Raw genomic sequence first — 17,415 nt, 5'->3', positions numbered from 1 at the left:
GAATGTATGAAAAATTAACAGCCTTCCCGGAGAATTTTCTATGGGGAGGAGCAACGGCCGCGAACCAGCTTGAAGGAGCCTATCTTGAAGGTGGCAAAGGGTTAACTACGGTTGACCTGATCCCCACGGGGGCTAATCGCTTCCCGATTGCTTTGGGAAATCTCAATTCATATGAGCCCAAAGATGGCGAGTTTTATCCTTCGCATGAAGCGATTGATTTCTATCATCGATACAAAGAAGATATCGCACTATTTGCGGAAATGGGATTCAAGTGCTTCAGGCTCTCTGTAGCATGGGCACGGATTTTCCCTAATGGCGATGACGCTGAGCCGAACGAGGCGGGATTGCAGTTTTACGATGATGTCTTCGACGAATTATTGAAGTACAATATTGAACCTGTGGTCACAATCTGTCACTTTGATGTCCCTGTACATCTGGTCGAAACGTATGGCGGGTGGAAGAACCGTAAGATGATTGGTTTCTTTGAGACTTATGCCAAGACATTGTTCGATCGTTACAAGGACAAGGTGAAATACTGGATGACGTTTAATGAAATCAATATGCTGCTGCATCTTCCGTACATTGGAGCGGGTATTGTTCTCCAGGAAGGTGAGAATAAAGAGCAGGTTCTCTATCAGGCAGCGCATCATGAATTGGTTGCTAGTGCTTTGGCTGTGAAAGCCTGTCACGAGATCATTTCAGGTGCACAGATTGGTTGCATGCTAGCAGCAGGCATGGTCTATCCGTACACTTCCAATCCAGACGATGTATGGAAAGCCATGGAGCAGGATCGGGAGTCGTTCTTCTTTATCGATGTTCAGTCCAAAGGAGCGTATCCTGGGTATACGAAGCGTTTCTTCAGAGAACACGAAATTGTGATTGATATGCAGCCGGAAGATGCAGATATTCTCATGCAGAATACAGTCGATTATATCGGATTCAGTTATTACGCCAGCCGCTGTACAAGTACCGATCCGGAGATTTTGAAGGATTCGACCGAAGGTAATGTGTTTGGTTCAGTGAAGAACCCGTATCTTCAAGCTTCCGAATGGGGCTGGACGATTGATCCGAAGGGTCTTCGAATTACCTGTAACCAGCTGTATGATCGCTATGGCAAACCATTGTTTATTGTGGAAAATGGGCTTGGTGCAACGGATGTTTTACTAGACAATGACATCGTTGAAGACGATTACCGCATTGATTATCTGAATCGTCATTTTGCCGAGATGGCTGAAGCCATTCAGGATGGGGTTGAGCTTCTGGGTTACACGAGCTGGGGACCGATTGATCTGGTCAGCGCGGGTACAGGGGAGATGAAAAAACGTTACGGTTACATTTATGTAGACCGGAACAATGATGGAAGCGGCTCACTTCGCAGAGTGAAAAAGAAAAGTTTCCATTGGTACAAAGAGGTTATTGCCAATAATGGAGCGCAATATTTTTAACTCCAGGTGTAGTCCCTTTCGAATATTACAAAGAGCAGTCTCGTTGACACGGGATTGCTCTTTGCTTATGAGGGATGAATTTGACTCATAATTTGTTTCATATATATAATGAAAAGATCAAGAGAATCTTGTCACTTAAGAAGGGAGGAGCATCCAATCATGAAGAAAAAATCACTTGCGTTTATATCTCCGGGATATGGATACTCCACTGCTGTCTTTTTCTAGAATCTATTCCAAGGGAGAAGTGTGCCCAAATGAGGAAGAAAACTAGGGAATATCGCAGAAAAATCTTAAGAATGACGAGGTAATCAACATGAAAACCGACAAAATTACTAGAAAAAATCCAGCTAATATGCCAGCTCCTGTAGGACAGTACACGCATATTACAAGAATTCCGAGGAATGCAGAGTTATTCGTGACATCGGGTCAAATTGGAGCAGATCGTAGCGGACACTTTCCGGACGGTCTGAATGAGCAAGTCACGAATACATTCAATAATATTAAAACAGTACTCGAATCCGAGCATTTAGATGCTGACCATATTATCAAAGTTAACGTATGGGCGACGGAGAAAATCGATTGGGATTTCTTATACGCTGAGTGGGGACAATTATTCAGTCAGGATTATCCTGCGATGACAATTGGATATATTACGGAGTTAGGTCTACCCGAAATTAAAATTGAAATCGAAATATGGGCAGCAAAAGTGTAGAACCAAATAAACTTCTTTAAACCATGGAGCTTCGATGAAGCCCCATGGTTTTTTTGATTTCTTTATTCGTGAGAAATGCAAATAGCGATGATCTATGCCATTAGGAGTGAATGTAATTGTGTTATGGCACTTGCAGACTCTGATAGGCATTCAGTCGCCCATATGTCCAGTAGACACCAGAGCCGGATACGGGATCGGATGCGAAGCATAAGGCATCACGAATCTGCGCATTAGTTTTCCCACGGGAAGCCAGCAATGCAGCTACTCCCGCTACATGGGGAGCGGCCATGGACGTTCCGCTTAGATAGGCATATGAGCCACCCAGGTATGTGGACAGAATGGTATCACCCGGTGCAGCCATATCTACCCACGATCCGTAGTTTGAGAAATTCGATTTGAGGTCGGAAGGATTGGTTGAAGCTACCGCAATGACATTGGGATAAGATGCAGGTACAATCGGATACGAAGTATTATCATTACCTGCTGCCGCGATAATGACAGCGCCCCGATCCCATGCATATTGCACGGCAGCCTGAAGAAAGGCTTCTCCCGTTGGTCCACCGAGACTCAGGTTAACGACTTGAATACCGTTGTTGGCTGCATAAACAAGTCCGTTTCCGACGTTACCCGTTGTACCTTGTCCATTGTTATCCAACACACGCAGCGGGACAATCGAAGCGAGTGGTGCCACACCTGCAATGCCAACTCCGTTATTGGTTATAGAAGCCGCAATTCCAGCTACATGGGTACCGTGTCCGTTACCGTCTTCGGGAATATTATCATAATCAACGTAATCGTATCCGGGAAGGAGCTTGCCAGCGAGCTCTGGATGGTTTAACTGCACACCAGTGTCAATGATCGCGATTTTCACCGAACTGTTACTTTGGGAAATATCCCAGGCAGCAGGAGCATTGATTTTTTGCAAGTTGTATTGGTAAGGGAAAAACGGGTCATTTGGTGTAAACGATGCCTGAAGGTAGTAGTTAGGTTCAGCGTGCTCAATGAGCACATGATCCTTGTAGTGTTTTAACATACGTTGCATTTTCTTTCTTGATTCAAGGCGATACCAGCCCAGATCTTCATACGTTTCGGCTACGTTGCATTTTGCTTTTTTATGCAGAGTGTGCATCTCGTCAGCTGTCGTACCTTCCTTGAACTTGATTAACAGCTGCTTGGGTGCGTGGGGATAAAACTTTTTGGCGGCAAGTTTATCTTCCACATAACGATAGACGAACCCAATTGCCAGCAGAGCTGCAGCAGACATTCCAAGCGATAACCACATATGTTCTTCCCCCTCGAATTTGATTGATGACACGCCTTATCGTATGCGAACCCTATCAAATCGCGCGGGCTTTCTGCTATTTTGGTTAGGAGTTTAGATAGATTGATAGGAAGAGTTTATTTCGGTAGAATTGTAAGCAGAGAGCGAACTTGCGTTTCGTTGGGTTCGTATACGGAGCTGAAACGGGCTCGGATCTAAGAATAAGGAATGTGGATTTTGTGACACAGCTTCAGGCGGTCCCGAGAGTGATAGCTATTCAAGAGCACCAAATGAAAGATGCAATTGATTTTGCCATGCGTGTACGCAAAGAAGTATTTCCAATGCTGGATCATGAGGAATTACCTGTAGATCTGGAGCAATTCAAAGAACATTATCTGGATTCAGCCGTTACTGTCTTTCTAGTTGCGGTCACGGAAGATAATGAGATCGTGGGTTCCATCGGTATCCTGCCTTATGATGGGCGTATCGAAGCTGTGAATGGACAATATCCTGAGCAGTCTGCCGCCGAAATTGTAAAATGTTATGTGGATTCTAAATATCGCAGATACGGTATCGGTTCACTCCTCGTAAGAGAACTGGAGAAAGTGGTGGCAGAGCTGCACTACACAACCTTGTATTTGCATACACATCGCTTTTTGCCTGTTGCCGTGGATTTCTGGAAACGTCAGGGATATGTGGTTGTAGTGGAGCAGGACGATGATTGGCAGACGGTGCATATGGACAAATTGCTATAAAATAAGTGATTATGACTATGATTACTTTGATGTACGAACTGCGGATACCGAAGGGGAATATAGGGTGATGCGTTTGGATTACTTTAATGGGGGATACGAGATGAGTACAACGAATCGAAAGATTGTTTTTATAGATATTGATGGCACATTGGTAGATGATGACGGCAACATTCCGGTTTCCGCACAACAGGCATGCAAACAGGCACGTGAAAATGGACATCTGCTTTATTTATGTACAGGACGATCGAAGGCGGAAATCTATGATTCTATTTGGGACGTAGGATTTGACGGTCTGATCGGTGCTGGTGGTGGATATGTTGAATTCGGTCAGGATGTGCTGTATCACAAAAGGGTAACGGCAGAAGATGTACGACATATGGTCGATTTTTTCAATGAACACCAGATTGACTTCTACCTCGAATCCAATTCGGCTTTGTACGCCAGCGCCAATCTTCAATCTCATCTGGAACGTCGCATTTATGGGGATGTAGAGAATGATCCCGGTGCCAGAGCGAAAAAAGAACAAAAGCCACATCCGTTTATTGCTGGTTTGACATATGGTGAAGCCGATTTATACAAGGACGACGTAAACAAAGTTTGTTTTCTGGAAAGCTCTACGATTCCGTTCAATCGAATCAAGCAGGAGTTCGAAGGCAAATTTGAAGTCATTCAGTGCACAGTGCCCATCTTCGGTGAAGGAAGCGGTGAACTGATGATCCCGGGCATTCATAAAGCCATTGCTATTGCAGATTTATTGGAGCATCTGGGTATGTCACGTGAAGATACACTTGCCATTGGGGATGGCATGAATGATGCGGAGATGCTGGAGTATTGTGCTGTAGGGATTGCGATGGGCAATGCCAAGCCAGGTCTCAAAGCCATTGCAGATGATATAACAGGAACTATTGAAGAAGATGGCTTGTACCACAGTTTTGTGAAATATGGATTGATTGAGTCCTAATCAACTTCAAACGAGTGGGAAGAGGTGAAACCAATGTCGGAAGGAATAAAAGTTGAGCTAGAAATAAGTGCATTCGGTCAGGAAACAGTTCCATCGTACGATGATTCGTTTCGTAAACATGAGATCGCAAGAACTCGTACTTTACCTAAAGAGACTACACTAGCGCAACTGGAAGAGATGTTGAAGGAAATGATGGCAGAGATCAAAGAGGATTTTCAGCAGCCGGAACAGTTATTAGCCAAAGTAACCCTGAGAGCGAAGGAAACGGAGGGGGTATTAAAATACTTGGGTTAGGGACTCTTTTTCATAGAAATGTTCTAGACTCCGGACAAGGCCCAGTAGATAAATCCACCAAATAATCCGATGCAAAGTCCGGCGATGACTGATAAAAGGATAACAAATTTTTTCCCGTTCATAAACAACCCTCCCCCATGATTTTAACATATACGTATTGGTTGATGTTTTGTATTGCTATAGCATCTTCGGGGGGATTTAGGGTGGGGCGAATGTTAAGCTGATGGACATGAAGGAGAGAATTACATATTTCCTCCCACCTGACCGATATAAAATAGGTATGCCTATTGACCAGAAAACGAAAGGAGTGCAGAACATGGATATTGCAGCATTATCAATGGCTATGAGTCAAGTCTCAGTGGCGCAGTCGGCGAGCTTGCAAGTTATGTCAATGTCGAAAGACATGGCAGAGCAGCAAGGTCAACAACTAACAGAAATGTTAAAGTCGGTTCCGGCTCCTCATCCTAATTTGGGTGGAAGTCTGGATATTTCGGTCTAGACGATATTTGAGTTTGCGTTCTCGCGTTAAATTTGCAGCAAGCAAAACCCAAACGGCTCCAATTCCATTGAATTGAAGCCGTTTGGGTTATTTATTTTCGTCTTAGTTTATTTCCGACAAGCTTGGCGATCTGCCTTCCAACGGAAGTGTATCCTTGAGCGTCCATAACTCATCGTAACTGGAAATCTGAAGATCGGCTTTGGATAAGTCCTGGTCACCTGATCCCGGATTACGGTATCCGATGCAGCGCATGCCTGCACTTTTGGCGGCCTGAACACCATTGCGCGAATCCTCAATGACAAGACAGTTCGATGGGGATGCTCCAATCATCTCGGCTGTAGTCAGGAAAATATCTGGAGCCGGTTTGCCGTTCGTGACTTCCTCACCTGTCATTCGGACCTCAAAGTATTTTCCAAGTCCGGTCTTGTCCATGATCAGATCGATCAGTGCACGTGGAGATGAAGAAGCAACGGCTATCGGAATGTGCTGTTCATGCAGCCAGCTTAACCAGCGTTCCACAGAAGGCATGGCTGTCAGCTTCGGGTGAGCCAGCATCGTCTGCATCACATTATGTTGATGGTAGGCGAGGGCTTCTTCCACGGTAGCCGTCAACTGGTGCTTGTCCAACACTTGCCGCCACATCGATTCCAGCGTAACTCCAACATAGGTGTGATGTTCTTCCTCCGTCATTTTTGCGCCAAAATGGGCAAAAGAGCTGCGTTCAATCTCGAAATAAATCGGTTCGCTGTCAATCAGTACGCCATCCATGTCAAAAATGACCGCCTGAATGCTGTCATCCTTCGACTCTCCCAGCCCGTCAAACTCCTTGTTTGCTACCATGTTGTATTCCTCCTCCAGGATTCTGTAAGCAATTATCTCTAATTTATCTCAATCATGATTAACTTGCTACATTAGATACTGGAGCCGCTGGATTGCAGCACCACTTTTATGGCATGTGAAGAAGCTTGAAGTGTACGCCCCTGAATATCGCAGCCGAGTGTGCGGAATGCCTCTTCGTAATCCTCCAATGGGAACGAATGGGTGATAATTTTTTTCGCCGGGATAATCTGTTGCTCAATCATGTAATGTGCTGTTGCGAATGTACCCAGGGAGTCGATGGAGCCAATGATTTTCAGACTGCGGTCCACAACTTCCTTGGGATTGAACGATGTGTTTCCATCTCTCAGACCGACCAGCATGAGATAACCGCCGCTGGCGAGTTGCGAGAGCACTTGTGTGCCCACAACGCCTGTCGTATCCACAATCATATCAACCTGATTGGTTGTGGGTGCCAGCGACTCTATCGCATTTTCAAAGGATGAATGAACCTCCCAGCGATCCGGTGCAATCGAACCTGCAATAGCCAGGCGTTCTTCGGAGATGTCGACGAGACAGCCAGTGACACCTTTGGAAGCGAGGGCGTAGCTGTATAGAATTCCAATCGGCCCTGCGCCGAGGATAATCGTTCTAAAATTCGGCAGCAGATGGATCTGATTAATGCCTGTAAGCATGCAGCTCAGTGGTTCAGTCAAGGTCGCTTCCTCATAGCTCACATGGTCCTTCAATTTATACAAAAAGCGATCCTCGGTTACATAATAATCCGTAAATGTACCGTCAGCACTCACACCTGTCTCTGTAACCGACTTATGTGTGCAGTGATTTTGTCTGCCTGTTCTGCACATGTCGCATTGCCCGCAATAATAGGTAGGATCGATGACAACCCGGTCGCCCGGTTGCAGTGTCGTTACAGCAGAGCCCACGGCAATGACTTCCCCGGCAGACTCATGACCCAGAATAACGGAAGGAACCGCATGATATTTACCGCTAACAATACCGAGGTCGGTACCGCACACACCCGTTGCCCGGATTCGAACCAGCACCTGATTGTCTCTTGCGATTTCTGGAACAGGCCGTTCCTCAAGCGCTACATCCCAAGCCGATTTGTATACCAATGCTAACATGTTAAAACCTCCTTATAATAATATGAAATGTAACTATAGCGATTCATTTTAAAAACAGTTTCTGACAAGATACGTAAGTAGTGAAGGAGACGAAATCGATTCTGGAGAAGCGGAGCGTTCGCCTTAAAGCTTTCTGAAAGAAAGCTGCTTCGGAAGCATACGCTATCAACGGATTTTTCCCTCGGAAAAGGGAAATCAAATAAAATCCGGGGATAACAGCGATCAGAAGAACGATTCGTAACCGAAACGACCACTTCGAGCAATGGCATTGAAATGTTTTAATGGACGCTGGCAAGTACTGAATCGAGTCGCTCTACAATTTCAACCAACTCATCTTCTGTTGTGGTAAGCGATGGTCTGACCTTAACTACGTTCCCGAAGCCGTAACGTGATCCTCTTAAAATCAGATGCTCATCCGTGAAGGCACGTTCGATAATGGCGTTGGTTTTATCCGTATCCGGTTCATTATTGTCACCCACCATTTCCAATCCCCACATCAGGCCGACTCCGCGAGCTTCACCAATGCTTGGATATTTCATGGCCAAATCTTGCAGTAATCCACCTAAAATTTCACCTTTGCGTTTCACGTCATCCAGGAATCCGGGTTCGGATACAACCTCCAAGGTAGATTTGGCTGCGGTTACAGAGATCAGATTGCTTCCTGAGGTGAAGGAATGTTCATGCTTTTCCAGTACATTTAATCGGGACTGCATCAATACCGCAGCAACAGGCACACCGATACCACCGAGACCTTTGGCAAGGGTAATCATGTCAGGCTGGATATCGAACAGTTCGCTGGCAAACATATACCCGGTACGTCCGATTCCCGTCTGTACTTCGTCGGCAATAAGAATGATATTGTACTCATCACACAGTTTACGCAGGCGCTTGAAATAACCAGCAGGAGGAATGATATTGCCGCCATTGCCGAGGATCGGTTCAATAATCATGCAGGCGACTGAGCCGGAACTCGCATATTCTATGGCATCGGAGATAGCTTCAACGCATTGATATCCGCAGTCTCCGCTTGAGGATTTGAATGGGCAACGATAGCAGTATGGTGCAGGCACATGAACGGAGTTGGCAACAGCCGAATTTGGAAACCGTTTCCGCCGGAAGGCATTTCCCGAAATCCCTGTTGCAAACTGGGTCTGACCATGATGGGACAGGTACAGGCTGATAATGTCTGTGGATTGCGTGTATTTCTGTGCAATTTTGGTGGCACATTCATTGGCGGTTGAGCCCGTAATATCCCGCATCCATCCGGCATTAATGTCGTTTGGAGCATATTCAATCAGATGATCGAGCACTTCATCCACATACGGTTCTGTGAAGGAGGAAGACATATGCGTCAGATTGCCGACTTGTTCCTGAATTTTGCTCACGACATGCGGGTGATTGTAGCCCAGTGACAGGTTGAACGTACCGGACACACCATCCAGATATTCAACGCCTGCATCGTCAATCAACTTAATCCCTTGTCCGGTTCTGAAACGGTTTTTGGTTAAGGTTTGCATACGATTCCCTCCATAAATGTAATGTACTAGCCTGAACGAAGATCAATAATTTCGGATTACGCGGGCATCACCCCTCTCAAGAAGCAACGTTTAAATCTCTTTACTCTGATGTGCGAGAGTTCCACTTACGGCGCTGTTCCTTACATTCCAGAGATGAGAGAGTACGAGAGTGAGTAGCAAAATCAGACAAAATCCGGCCAAAATCCAGATCGTGTTCACTACAGGCCATGCACTCATGCTCCATCCGGTTACATACTGCAGAATGGCGCCGCCGATACCCCCTGATGCAATCAGGATGCTGGTTGTGCGCTCAGTCATGCCCGGAATCAAAATGTTGGCATAGACCAGTGCAATACAGAACAGCCCTGACATGAACAATCCGGTTCCGAAGATTAGCAGGTATGTTGCCCATTGGCCCGTAACGAACACCATGGCAACGGCGAACAGAAGTGTACCTACCGTACTCCAGATCAGGAAAGGCATGTAGTTGACAGCTTCAGCAATTTTTCCGGAAAAAAGACGACCGATAATCATGGCAATCCATAGGATGGATACGCTGAGTGAAGCGACAGACTCCTGTAACTGCAATCGTTCGACCAGGATGGAAGGCAGGAAGTTCATCAGGCCTAACTCCAGACCCATGTAAACGAAGAAAAAGATGACGAAGATGGTGAGCAGCCCCATATGTTTTCTGGAATACTGGGCCCTGCCCGTTGCATGTCCAACGGTGTTTTCACCAGCTTGTTTCAGATAAGAAGCGGCGGAGGTGGGCATGGTCACCCATAACAGCATGAGAATAAGGGATAACGCGGAAACGGTATAAAACGTAAGATGCCAAAGATCCAGCCAAATGTATAAGGCAGCGACTGCCGGAATGAGAAGTGCTCCGAGGGCAAAGTACACATCAAGCTTGGACATTGCTACTGCTTTCTGATTTTCCGTAAATTCTATCGTAAACGCACCAACGGAGGGCTCAATGATACCAGACCCAAACCCGACAATAATGGTTAGAAGAAGAACAACTGTCCAGGATGGCAAGAATCCGAGAACGGCATAGGCGGCCACAATACAGATCAGTGCGATGGTTAACATGGATTTTCTGCCGATGCGGGCAGTCATGGAAGGAGCAACGAGCACCCCGACAAGAAAACCGAGGAACTGCAGAAACAACAAAAATCCGCCATCACTATAACCACGCTCATAATGTGTCAATAAAACGGGTAGAAGTGCACCGAGTACAACGCTGGTTATGCCGATTAACAGATAAAAACCGCAGCTTAAAGCGAAAATTCTTCTCATAAGTTGTCCTCCTAAGATGGATATAAATTTTATATTATGTAAATAATGTTTCTTTCGTATATAACTTATACCATAATTATGCAATTGTACATGCTTTTTATTGTAAAATAATGTTAACTTTTGACGAATGAATGATCTTTCTCACACAATGTTCAACCTAAAACGATTTCGTGTCGAAGCAAAAAAAGTTTCCTTATCTGTAATAGACAGGAAACTTCTTGACGTTCGGAAACATTAATCCGAATATGATTTAACTTAAGCTGTCGTCCCACTAAGCAGTTTGCACAAAGAAAATTCCATCCAAGGGTGCCTGAGCAGTCGCAGGGCCAGTTCGTAATAACAAATATCCGTTTGCATCGGAAAGTCCCAGTATATCCTGATAGGGATGGGGGAAATCCCCGGAATAAATCTGACCAACGAATTGATAGTCCTCTAACAAATGGCTAATTCCGTTCACACCGTTTGGTAGCATGGAAGAGAAAAATGAAAAGGCAGGGAAATCCTGTTCCTCGATCTCTACTTCCGTCAATCCTACTCCGCATAAAGGAATGGATTGAATGGGACATACGGAAGTTAGTGGCTCTGAAGATACGGATACATATGTACATCCAGCGAGAATATTCTCCTTCCATTCCAGCTCATCCCCCGTATAGGTTACCTGGTCCAAAAAGTATTCCGAAGCGAAATAGGTGGAGAAGACCGAAATGTACTTCCCGGGTGGCAACGAAGGGACATGCATCTGTTGTAAAAGTGTATTGCAATCAATGGAGAACAGATGCAACAAGGGTTGGCTCTCCTGATTAAGCGGCCAATCTGTAACATATGCGATTTCTCCGCCAATCCATATGCCAGTATTCTGGTTCAGAACATCAGGGTCAATTGAAAGCTGGTTAACTTTGTGCATGGTAAACTCCTCTTTGTGTCTGGATTAAGCTGTTTAAACGGACAACACATTAATTATGACGGGCTGACCGTTCAGTCTTTGACTTGAATCGCATTTCCAAACAGCTTGCGTGCTTTGTCCCAATCGACGCCTAGTTTACCTTGCCAGCCAGCCCAAGGCATCTCCATATCAGAGCGGCCTTTGGTATTATTAAGCAGCAACTCACCGTTCAGGATATGCTCGTTGTTGGTCCAATGGTCTGTACTGAGGGAGAGAACCTGATTGGGCAGTACACCTACTCTGGACAGCGCTTGAAGAATACTTCGGCGAATCCCGGCGTGTCCTTTGACTAATCTCTCTGCAGTGAGTCGTTTCTCAAATTTCCCCGGAGACTCTTCGTCTTCAGCCTGATCCAGCATGCGAAGCAGTTGATTGAATGTGGTGATATCCTCGGGAGTCGGTTTAATTGGTCCTTGCTCAAGTATGGTGACAAACTCTGTCAGATCGGCGTATGCACCTACGCTTGTGCCACTGTAATCATAACCCTGGTGAAGGGCGTAACGGATATTGGATAGATTCTTCCAGCTCTCATCGCTATGACTGAAACCGCAAACTCTGCAAGCCAGGAACTGTTCAGTCTCTTCGTAAGCATGTGGCTCTGAGTGAATCATCATATGGTAGCTTGCGAGCGTAGATATGCCTCGAGGATAACTGCCCCCGACACCTGCAATAAATGCTTGGGTAATCGTTGACCAGGATAGACGTTCATTCTGCTGGAAAGCGATTAGTCGTTGAATGATATCATCATGGTGGACCATCTCCAGATCATTAGCCACCCAGCCCACTGAAGTCAGTATATATTGTTCGGCAGGAGTAAGTGTATCCGTTTGATAGATCATTACTTCACGTGCTCTGTCATAATCACCATTGGCGTGAAAATATAACTTTTTAAGGACTCTCATACACTTTTTGTCCATGGTTAACTCCTTTCCATAGTTTATTTTGGATTACCTATGTACCTCCGAATAACAATTTATTTGCTTCGTTTCATTATAAGTGAGATGATGTTTGATGAAAATCAGTACAAGGTACTAACCTATTGAACAAAGTGGTGGTGGAGCATGCGAATTAACAAATACATAAGTGAAACAGGATACTGCTCCCGCAGGGAAACGAACCGATTAATTGCAGCCGGGCGCATTACGATTAATGGTAAAGTATGTGAAAAAGGAGCGGACGTGGAGCCTGAGGATATTGTGCTCATTGATGGTCAGGAGATTCCTTACAATGATCGCGAGCCTGTTTACCTTGCTCTGAATAAACCCATCGGCATTGTCTGCACCGCAGCCGAACAGGTGGAGGGAAACATCATTCAGTATGTGAATTATCCCTCGCGTATCTTTGCGATTGGCAGGCTGGATAAGGCGTCCGAGGGATTGATTTTTCTGACGAACGACGGGGACATTGTGAACAAGATGATGCGTTCGGAGCATAACCACGACAAGGAATACGTAGTAACCGTAGATAAACCAGTGACAGACGAATTCGTACGGGCGATGTCGCAAGGGGTTGAGATTATGAATGTGGTGACGAAACCGTGTGAGGTATATAAGCATAGTGAGAACGTATTTCGTATCATTTTGACTCAGGGGCTTAATCTGCAAATCCGCAGAATGTGCAAAGCCTTGGGATACAGAGTGCTCAAGCTGGAGCGCATCCGAATTATGAATGTTACGCTGGATGGACTGGAACGTGGACAATGGAGACATCTGGAGAAGCAGGAGCTGGTGAATCTTCTGTCCATGTTGAATTAGAAGTTGCATCTGCTCAATGTCCTGGCAAAATGAAGAGGCACTAATCCGTAATGGATTAATGCCTTTCTTTGAGTTTTGGACGATGAAACCATATACTATTCAAGTTCTGGCAACGTACTACGGTGGTCTTTTCTGTGTACTTTCTTCTCTGAAATAAATGATCCGAGCAACGTTAATAGAGCGCCAAGCAGCGTTATCCAGGTAATCCGTTCATGTAGAATCAGTGCAGAAGCGACGACAGTAATGACAGGCACCAAATAAATGTACACACTTGTTTTGACGGCTCCCAGCAGACTCACTGCCCGGTTCCAGGTTACAAAACATAAGGCCGAGGCACCCAGTCCGAGAAAGAGAAGGTTCGAGAGGTTGGTCATGTTGGCGAAGCGCCCGAGATCGAAGTGGAATTCGAACAGGAACAAAGCCGGCAGCATGAATAATAGTCCATAAAAGAATACTTTGCGTGTAGCACCGATGGTGTGATAGGGAAGTTCACCTATTTTGCGCATGAGAACAGAGTAGATCGCCCATACAGCAGGTGCCACGAAAGCGAGCAGATCCCCCAGGGGATTCAGTTGCAGAATGAAACTGCCGTTGAATCCAATAAGGATAATGCCAGACAAGGCAATGGCGAAGCCCAAGATAAACCGCTTTTGCAATCTCTCTCCATCCAGGAAGAAATGTGCAAGGACTGCGGTAAAGAAAGGGGCAATCGAAACAATAACACCTACATTGGAAGCTAAGGTGTACACCAGTGCAATATTTTCAATGAGAAAATATAACGTAACCCCGCATAATCCAGCAACGATAAACAGCATTTCTTCTCGGAGTGAGGTAATTCGCATTAACTGCGGATAGATCAGGAAGAGCACCACATAGCCAATCACGAAACGGAAAAAGAGAATCTCCACCGGCGTGAAATCGATCAGCAGCACCTTGGTGGAGATAAACGTTGTTCCCCAGATCAGGATCGTAAGTAAGGCTAGCAGGTGTCCAGTGGAAATTTTGTTCTGACCTGTCATGACAGATCATCCGCTGTGCGCTTTGGATCCAATTCATGGTTGAAGATGCGTCTGTATTGCTTGGGGGTCAAGCCAATTAGCTTTTTGAAAAAATTCGTAAAGTGACTCTGGTCACTGAAACCGGTCTGCGCTGCAACCTCAATCGGGAGTTGGCCTTGTTCCAATAGCCGTTTGGCCTGATTGATGCGAATTGTTTCCAGGTAGCGGTAGGGAGATATCCCTTTTTGCCGAGTGAACAAACGCAATAGATGGTACTTGCTCAGCCCTGTTAACTCGACTAATTGGTTCAGCGTAATGCTCTCCATATAATGAGTCTCTATGTACTCGCATATGAGTCTAATCTCGATGGTGACGTCCTGGGCGGAAATGGGCGGTTCGGCAACGGCATATTCTCTCATCAGCTGTTCCAGCAGAAAGAGCAGCAGTTCTTCTTTGTGAAAGTCAGCTTGCTCTTCCAAGATCATCTGATGCAGCTCATGCAAAGAAGTAACATGTTCGCTCTGATAGAGAACAGGGGAATTAAACCGTGGCAAATAATCTTGTCCGGTAATTTCCAGCACATATTGGCGCATGACCTCAGGTTGAATGTTGATGCAGCGATAATCCAGAGTTCTGCCGTCCACCTGTTCGCAGGCATGGGGATCATGCGGATTAAAAATAATCATGTCTCCAGTGTTCAGGATATATTCTTCGTTATTACATACGAGATGGCGCTTGCCTTGCTCAATAAATCCAATGACGTAATAGTCATGAAAATGATTGGGGAATTTCTGCATAATACCTTCAAATTGATAGGCTTCGAGCTGTAAATCGGTATCGAACACGACGGTTCGCACTTCGCGAGTCACCTGCTGCACCTTCTTTCTGGTAAGTTAAATGTCATTATAATATGAAAAGAAGGAACTTTCTTGGACGATATTGCTCGCTCTGTTTTGTTCAAACATGTAAAAAAACCAAAATACCCGCTGTCCCTAACTAGATGGATGACGAGTATTTTGGTTCAATTATAGCTCATTTAACGGATAACAATATTAATTTGAACCTAAATTATTGTTATAGCAACGTAGCAAGTGCTTCTGGCGAAAAAGCCTGAATTTCATTCACACGGCCATCACGGATTTTCACAGCCCACGCCGGATCAGCCAGTAGTGCGCGTCCAACGGCAACCAGATCAAATTCCTGCTGGTCCAAACGAAGGAGAAGATCATCTAAATCCTTGTGTCCTGCACCTTTACCTTCCGTATAGAGACTTGTAAATTCATCATCCAGACCGACAGAACCCACGGCTATCGTTGGTTTGCCTGTCAGTTTTTTCACCCAGCCGGCAAATCCAAGTTCCGAACCTTCATATTCCGGCTCCCAGAAACGTCGTGTTGAGCAATGGAATATATCGACGCCGGCCTCTACCAACACATTCAGGAATAACTCCAGCTTATCTGGTGTGTCCAGCGGTTTGACGTAATAATCACTCATTTTCCATTGCGACAAACGAATGGCAATCGGGTAATCGGGACCCACGGCAGAACGGATTGCTTGAATAAGTTCGGTAGCGAATTGCGTACGCTTGATAAGATCACCGCCGTAGCGGTCTGTCCGTGTATTTGTTCTGTCCCAGAAGAATTGGTCAACCAGGTAACCATGTGCTCCTTGAATTTCAATGCCGTCAAACCCAAGCTGTTTGGCATGAACTGCTGCGTCCACAAAAGCCTGAATGATGTTGGCGATTTCTTCGTCTGTCATCGGTTCACCCGTCAGATTTCCCTCGAGATCAATACCCGACGGTCCAATGGATGGAGCTTCCGGATGAGGCTGCGATCCCGCTGGACGAGCCATACCCATATGCCAGAGCTGAGGAAAAATCTTGCCCCCGGCTTCATGAACTTGTCTGACGACTTCTGCCCAGCCGTTCAATGCTTCTTCACCATGAAAACGGGGAACACGCGGTTCGCTGGTTGCCGCCGGATGATCAATGGTTACACCTTCGGTAATAATAAGTCCGACGCCATTTTCGGCACGTCTGCGATAATAAGCCGCTACATCGGTACCCGGTACACCATCGGGTGAGAAAGCCCGACCCATAGCGGGCATAACGATGCGAGACTGCAGGGTTAAGTTATGAATCGTATAAGGTTGAAACAGATTTTCCGTAGATTGAACTTGTTGTTGATGATTACTCAAGTCAAACACCTCCATAATAGTGCACCTCCAAGCGGGGTACGAGTGCAATATTATCAATGGAGAGTGGCTGCATCAACCGACGATTTATCCAATGTGTTGCTTAAGCGAAGCGACCATAATAATGTTGGTTTAACCCCGGATTACTTGTTGAGCTAACAGGAGCTATTTATAATAGGAGCAGAGCATTAAGAAGTTTGATTACAAGATCGATTAGAAGGGACACTTTGTATATGTCAGGTGAGTTTTCTCCAAATCCCAATGATCCACGGGTGATCCGAACCCGTCAATTAATTCAGGATGCGTTTTTTTATCATTTGAATAAAAAGGATTTCTCAGCCATCACAGTTCAGGATATTACACAAAAGGCGACGATTAACCGGGCCACATTCTATGCCCATTTTGCAGACAAATATGAACTGCTTGAATCCGTTTTGTCCTATGCTTTCCAAGAATATGTGCTCAAACAGATTGATGCAGAGGCACATTTGACAGAAGAGACCCTGAAGCAACTGGTGATCTCGTTATGTAATTATCATGATTCAAGTAATCAATGTATCAAGAAATATGAGTCCGTAGCGCCAATCTTTGAAGAAAATATTAAGGCCCAGTTAGAGAAGCTCGTTCTGGAGCTTGCCATGAGTCAAACAGATGGAGCAGAGCCACCCAAAACATTGGCGTATTTGGCAACGATGCTGAGCTGGTCCATCTATGGGGTGACGTATCGCTGGAATTTGGAGGAGAGACAGGAATCCCCGGCTGAATTGGCTGAGCGAGTGGTGCCATTTATGATGAATGGAACAGGTTTACTGAATTAACG

At 45.5% G+C, this 17,415-nt stretch carries 18 protein-coding genes; 8 read left to right on the top strand and 10 right to left on the bottom strand.

Annotated elements, in window-relative coordinates:
• Positions 1-2: 2 nt before the first annotated feature.
• Together AC4PM4_RS24800 and AC4PM4_RS24795 are read left to right on the top strand one after the other, a co-directional pair.
• Entirely contained in the window at positions 3-1,445 is a 1,443-nt protein-coding gene (locus AC4PM4_RS24800) for a 6-phospho-beta-glucosidase (protein ID WP_072733341.1), read from the top strand.
• A gap of 313 nt (positions 1,446-1,758) precedes the next feature.
• A complete protein-coding gene (locus AC4PM4_RS24795) occupies positions 1,759-2,157 on the top strand; it encodes a RidA family protein (protein WP_491614776.1) in 399 nt (132 codons plus the stop codon).
• A gap of 121 nt (positions 2,158-2,278) precedes the next feature.
• On the opposite strand, the gene AC4PM4_RS24790 is transcribed toward AC4PM4_RS24795, so the two are convergent.
• Positions 2,279-3,439 (bottom strand): S8 family peptidase, encoded by a 1,161-nt coding sequence (locus AC4PM4_RS24790; protein WP_072733339.1) that lies wholly within the window; start codon positions 3,437-3,439, stop codon positions 2,279-2,281.
• A 245-nt stretch (positions 3,440-3,684) separates the two neighbouring features.
• Between AC4PM4_RS24790 and AC4PM4_RS24785 the strand changes: the two genes are divergently transcribed.
• The 4 genes from AC4PM4_RS24785 (at position 3,685) to AC4PM4_RS24770 (ending at position 5,927) form a co-directional block, all read left to right on the top strand.
• Complete coding sequence (locus AC4PM4_RS24785; protein ID WP_491614775.1) at positions 3,685-4,173, top strand: GNAT family N-acetyltransferase; 489 nt, start codon at positions 3,685-3,687, stop codon at positions 4,171-4,173.
• A gap of 100 nt (positions 4,174-4,273) precedes the next feature.
• The gene (locus tag AC4PM4_RS24780) at positions 4,274-5,134 is read left to right on the top strand and encodes a Cof-type HAD-IIB family hydrolase (protein ID WP_090951756.1); all 861 of its coding nucleotides are present in this window, start codon (positions 4,274-4,276) and stop codon (positions 5,132-5,134) included.
• 33 nt (positions 5,135-5,167) lie between these two features.
• Entirely contained in the window at positions 5,168-5,428 is a 261-nt protein-coding gene (locus AC4PM4_RS24775; RefSeq protein ID WP_095205928.1) for a hypothetical protein, read from the top strand.
• Positions 5,429-5,657: 229 nt separating this feature from the next.
• Positions 5,658-5,927 carry a YjfB family protein gene (locus AC4PM4_RS24770; RefSeq protein WP_491614774.1) on the top strand — a complete coding sequence of 90 codons (270 nt, stop codon included), beginning with the start codon at positions 5,658-5,660 and terminating at the stop codon, positions 5,925-5,927.
• 102 nt (positions 5,928-6,029) lie between these two features.
• Here the strand turns inward: AC4PM4_RS24770 and AC4PM4_RS24765 are convergent, their stop codons facing one another.
• The 6 genes from AC4PM4_RS24765 to AC4PM4_RS24740 form a co-directional block, all read right to left on the bottom strand.
• Complete coding sequence (locus AC4PM4_RS24765; protein WP_072733338.1) at positions 6,030-6,767, bottom strand: HAD family hydrolase; 738 nt, start codon at positions 6,765-6,767, stop codon at positions 6,030-6,032.
• 71 nt (positions 6,768-6,838) lie between these two features.
• Positions 6,839-7,888, bottom strand: coding sequence for a zinc-dependent alcohol dehydrogenase (locus AC4PM4_RS24760; protein WP_063563107.1), 1,050 nt, complete (start codon positions 7,886-7,888; stop codon positions 6,839-6,841).
• Positions 7,889-8,166: 278 nt separating this feature from the next.
• Positions 8,167-9,405, bottom strand: a complete 1,239-nt coding sequence (locus AC4PM4_RS24755; RefSeq protein ID WP_491614773.1) for an aspartate aminotransferase family protein — start codon at positions 9,403-9,405, stop codon at positions 8,167-8,169.
• Between the two features lie 90 nt (positions 9,406-9,495).
• The gene (locus AC4PM4_RS24750; protein ID WP_063563106.1) at positions 9,496-10,704 is read right to left on the bottom strand and encodes an MFS transporter; all 1,209 of its coding nucleotides are present in this window, start codon (positions 10,702-10,704) and stop codon (positions 9,496-9,498) included.
• A gap of 271 nt (positions 10,705-10,975) precedes the next feature.
• Positions 10,976-11,608: a hypothetical protein gene (locus AC4PM4_RS24745; RefSeq protein WP_491614772.1), complete on the bottom strand. Its 633-nt coding sequence runs from the start codon at positions 11,606-11,608 to the stop codon at positions 10,976-10,978.
• A gap of 71 nt (positions 11,609-11,679) precedes the next feature.
• Positions 11,680-12,549, bottom strand: a complete 870-nt coding sequence (locus AC4PM4_RS24740; RefSeq protein ID WP_491614771.1) for a hypothetical protein — start codon at positions 12,547-12,549, stop codon at positions 11,680-11,682.
• Between the two features lie 159 nt (positions 12,550-12,708).
• On the opposite strand from AC4PM4_RS24740, the gene AC4PM4_RS24735 reads away from it, so the two are divergent.
• Positions 12,709-13,401, top strand: a complete 693-nt coding sequence (locus AC4PM4_RS24735; RefSeq protein WP_063563103.1) for a pseudouridine synthase — start codon at positions 12,709-12,711, stop codon at positions 13,399-13,401.
• A 95-nt stretch (positions 13,402-13,496) separates the two neighbouring features.
• On the opposite strand, the gene AC4PM4_RS24730 is transcribed toward AC4PM4_RS24735, so the two are convergent.
• The 3 genes from AC4PM4_RS24730 to AC4PM4_RS24720 form a co-directional block, all read right to left on the bottom strand.
• Positions 13,497-14,420, bottom strand: a complete 924-nt coding sequence (locus AC4PM4_RS24730) for a DMT family transporter (protein WP_063563102.1) — start codon at positions 14,418-14,420, stop codon at positions 13,497-13,499.
• On the bottom strand, positions 14,417-15,268 hold the full coding sequence (locus tag AC4PM4_RS24725) for an AraC family ligand binding domain-containing protein (RefSeq protein ID WP_491614770.1): 852 nt from the start codon (positions 15,266-15,268) through the stop codon (positions 14,417-14,419). The genes AC4PM4_RS24730 and AC4PM4_RS24725 overlap by 4 nt, the downstream gene beginning before the upstream one ends.
• A 205-nt stretch (positions 15,269-15,473) precedes the next feature.
• Entirely contained in the window at positions 15,474-16,598 is a 1,125-nt protein-coding gene (locus AC4PM4_RS24720; protein ID WP_072733541.1) for an NADH:flavin oxidoreductase, read from the bottom strand.
• Between the two features lie 230 nt (positions 16,599-16,828).
• Between AC4PM4_RS24720 and AC4PM4_RS24715 the strand changes: the two genes are divergently transcribed.
• The gene (locus AC4PM4_RS24715; protein WP_063563100.1) at positions 16,829-17,413 is read left to right on the top strand and encodes a TetR/AcrR family transcriptional regulator; all 585 of its coding nucleotides are present in this window, start codon (positions 16,829-16,831) and stop codon (positions 17,411-17,413) included.
• Positions 17,414-17,415: the final 2 nt, after the last annotated feature.

It is taken from the genome of Paenibacillus sp. MDV22-iso6, from assembly GCF_058408365.1.
This window is presented reverse-complemented; position numbering and strand designations above follow the sequence as displayed.

Excerpts from the sequence above, each read along its gene's own strand:
- AC4PM4_RS24780 (WP_090951756.1), top strand. The coding sequence starts at position 4,274 with ATGAGTACAACGAATCGAAAGATTGTTTTTATAGATATTGATGGCACA.
- AC4PM4_RS24770 (WP_491614774.1), top strand. The coding sequence starts at position 5,658 with ATGAAGGAGAGAATTACATATTTCCTCCCACCTGACCGATATAAAATA.
- AC4PM4_RS24800 (WP_072733341.1), top strand. The coding sequence starts at position 3 with ATGTATGAAAAATTAACAGCCTTCCCGGAGAATTTTCTATGGGGAGGA.
- AC4PM4_RS24745 (WP_491614772.1), bottom strand. The coding sequence starts at position 11,608 with ATGCACAAAGTTAACCAGCTTTCAATTGACCCTGATGTTCTGAACCAG.
- AC4PM4_RS24755 (WP_491614773.1), bottom strand. The coding sequence starts at position 9,405 with ATGCAAACCTTAACCAAAAACCGTTTCAGAACCGGACAAGGGATTAAG.
- AC4PM4_RS24775 (WP_095205928.1), top strand. The coding sequence starts at position 5,168 with ATGTCGGAAGGAATAAAAGTTGAGCTAGAAATAAGTGCATTCGGTCAG.
- AC4PM4_RS24740 (WP_491614771.1), bottom strand. The coding sequence starts at position 12,549 with ATGAGAGTCCTTAAAAAGTTATATTTTCACGCCAATGGTGATTATGAC.
- AC4PM4_RS24750 (WP_063563106.1), bottom strand. The coding sequence starts at position 10,704 with ATGAGAAGAATTTTCGCTTTAAGCTGCGGTTTTTATCTGTTAATCGGC.
- AC4PM4_RS24790 (WP_072733339.1), bottom strand. The coding sequence starts at position 3,439 with ATGTGGTTATCGCTTGGAATGTCTGCTGCAGCTCTGCTGGCAATTGGG.
- AC4PM4_RS24730 (WP_063563102.1), bottom strand. The coding sequence starts at position 14,420 with ATGACAGGTCAGAACAAAATTTCCACTGGACACCTGCTAGCCTTACTT.
- AC4PM4_RS24715 (WP_063563100.1), top strand. The coding sequence starts at position 16,829 with ATGTCAGGTGAGTTTTCTCCAAATCCCAATGATCCACGGGTGATCCGA.
- AC4PM4_RS24735 (WP_063563103.1), top strand. The coding sequence starts at position 12,709 with ATGCGAATTAACAAATACATAAGTGAAACAGGATACTGCTCCCGCAGG.
- AC4PM4_RS24765 (WP_072733338.1), bottom strand. The coding sequence starts at position 6,767 with ATGGTAGCAAACAAGGAGTTTGACGGGCTGGGAGAGTCGAAGGATGAC.
- AC4PM4_RS24795 (WP_491614776.1), top strand. The coding sequence starts at position 1,759 with ATGAAAACCGACAAAATTACTAGAAAAAATCCAGCTAATATGCCAGCT.
- AC4PM4_RS24760 (WP_063563107.1), bottom strand. The coding sequence starts at position 7,888 with ATGTTAGCATTGGTATACAAATCGGCTTGGGATGTAGCGCTTGAGGAA.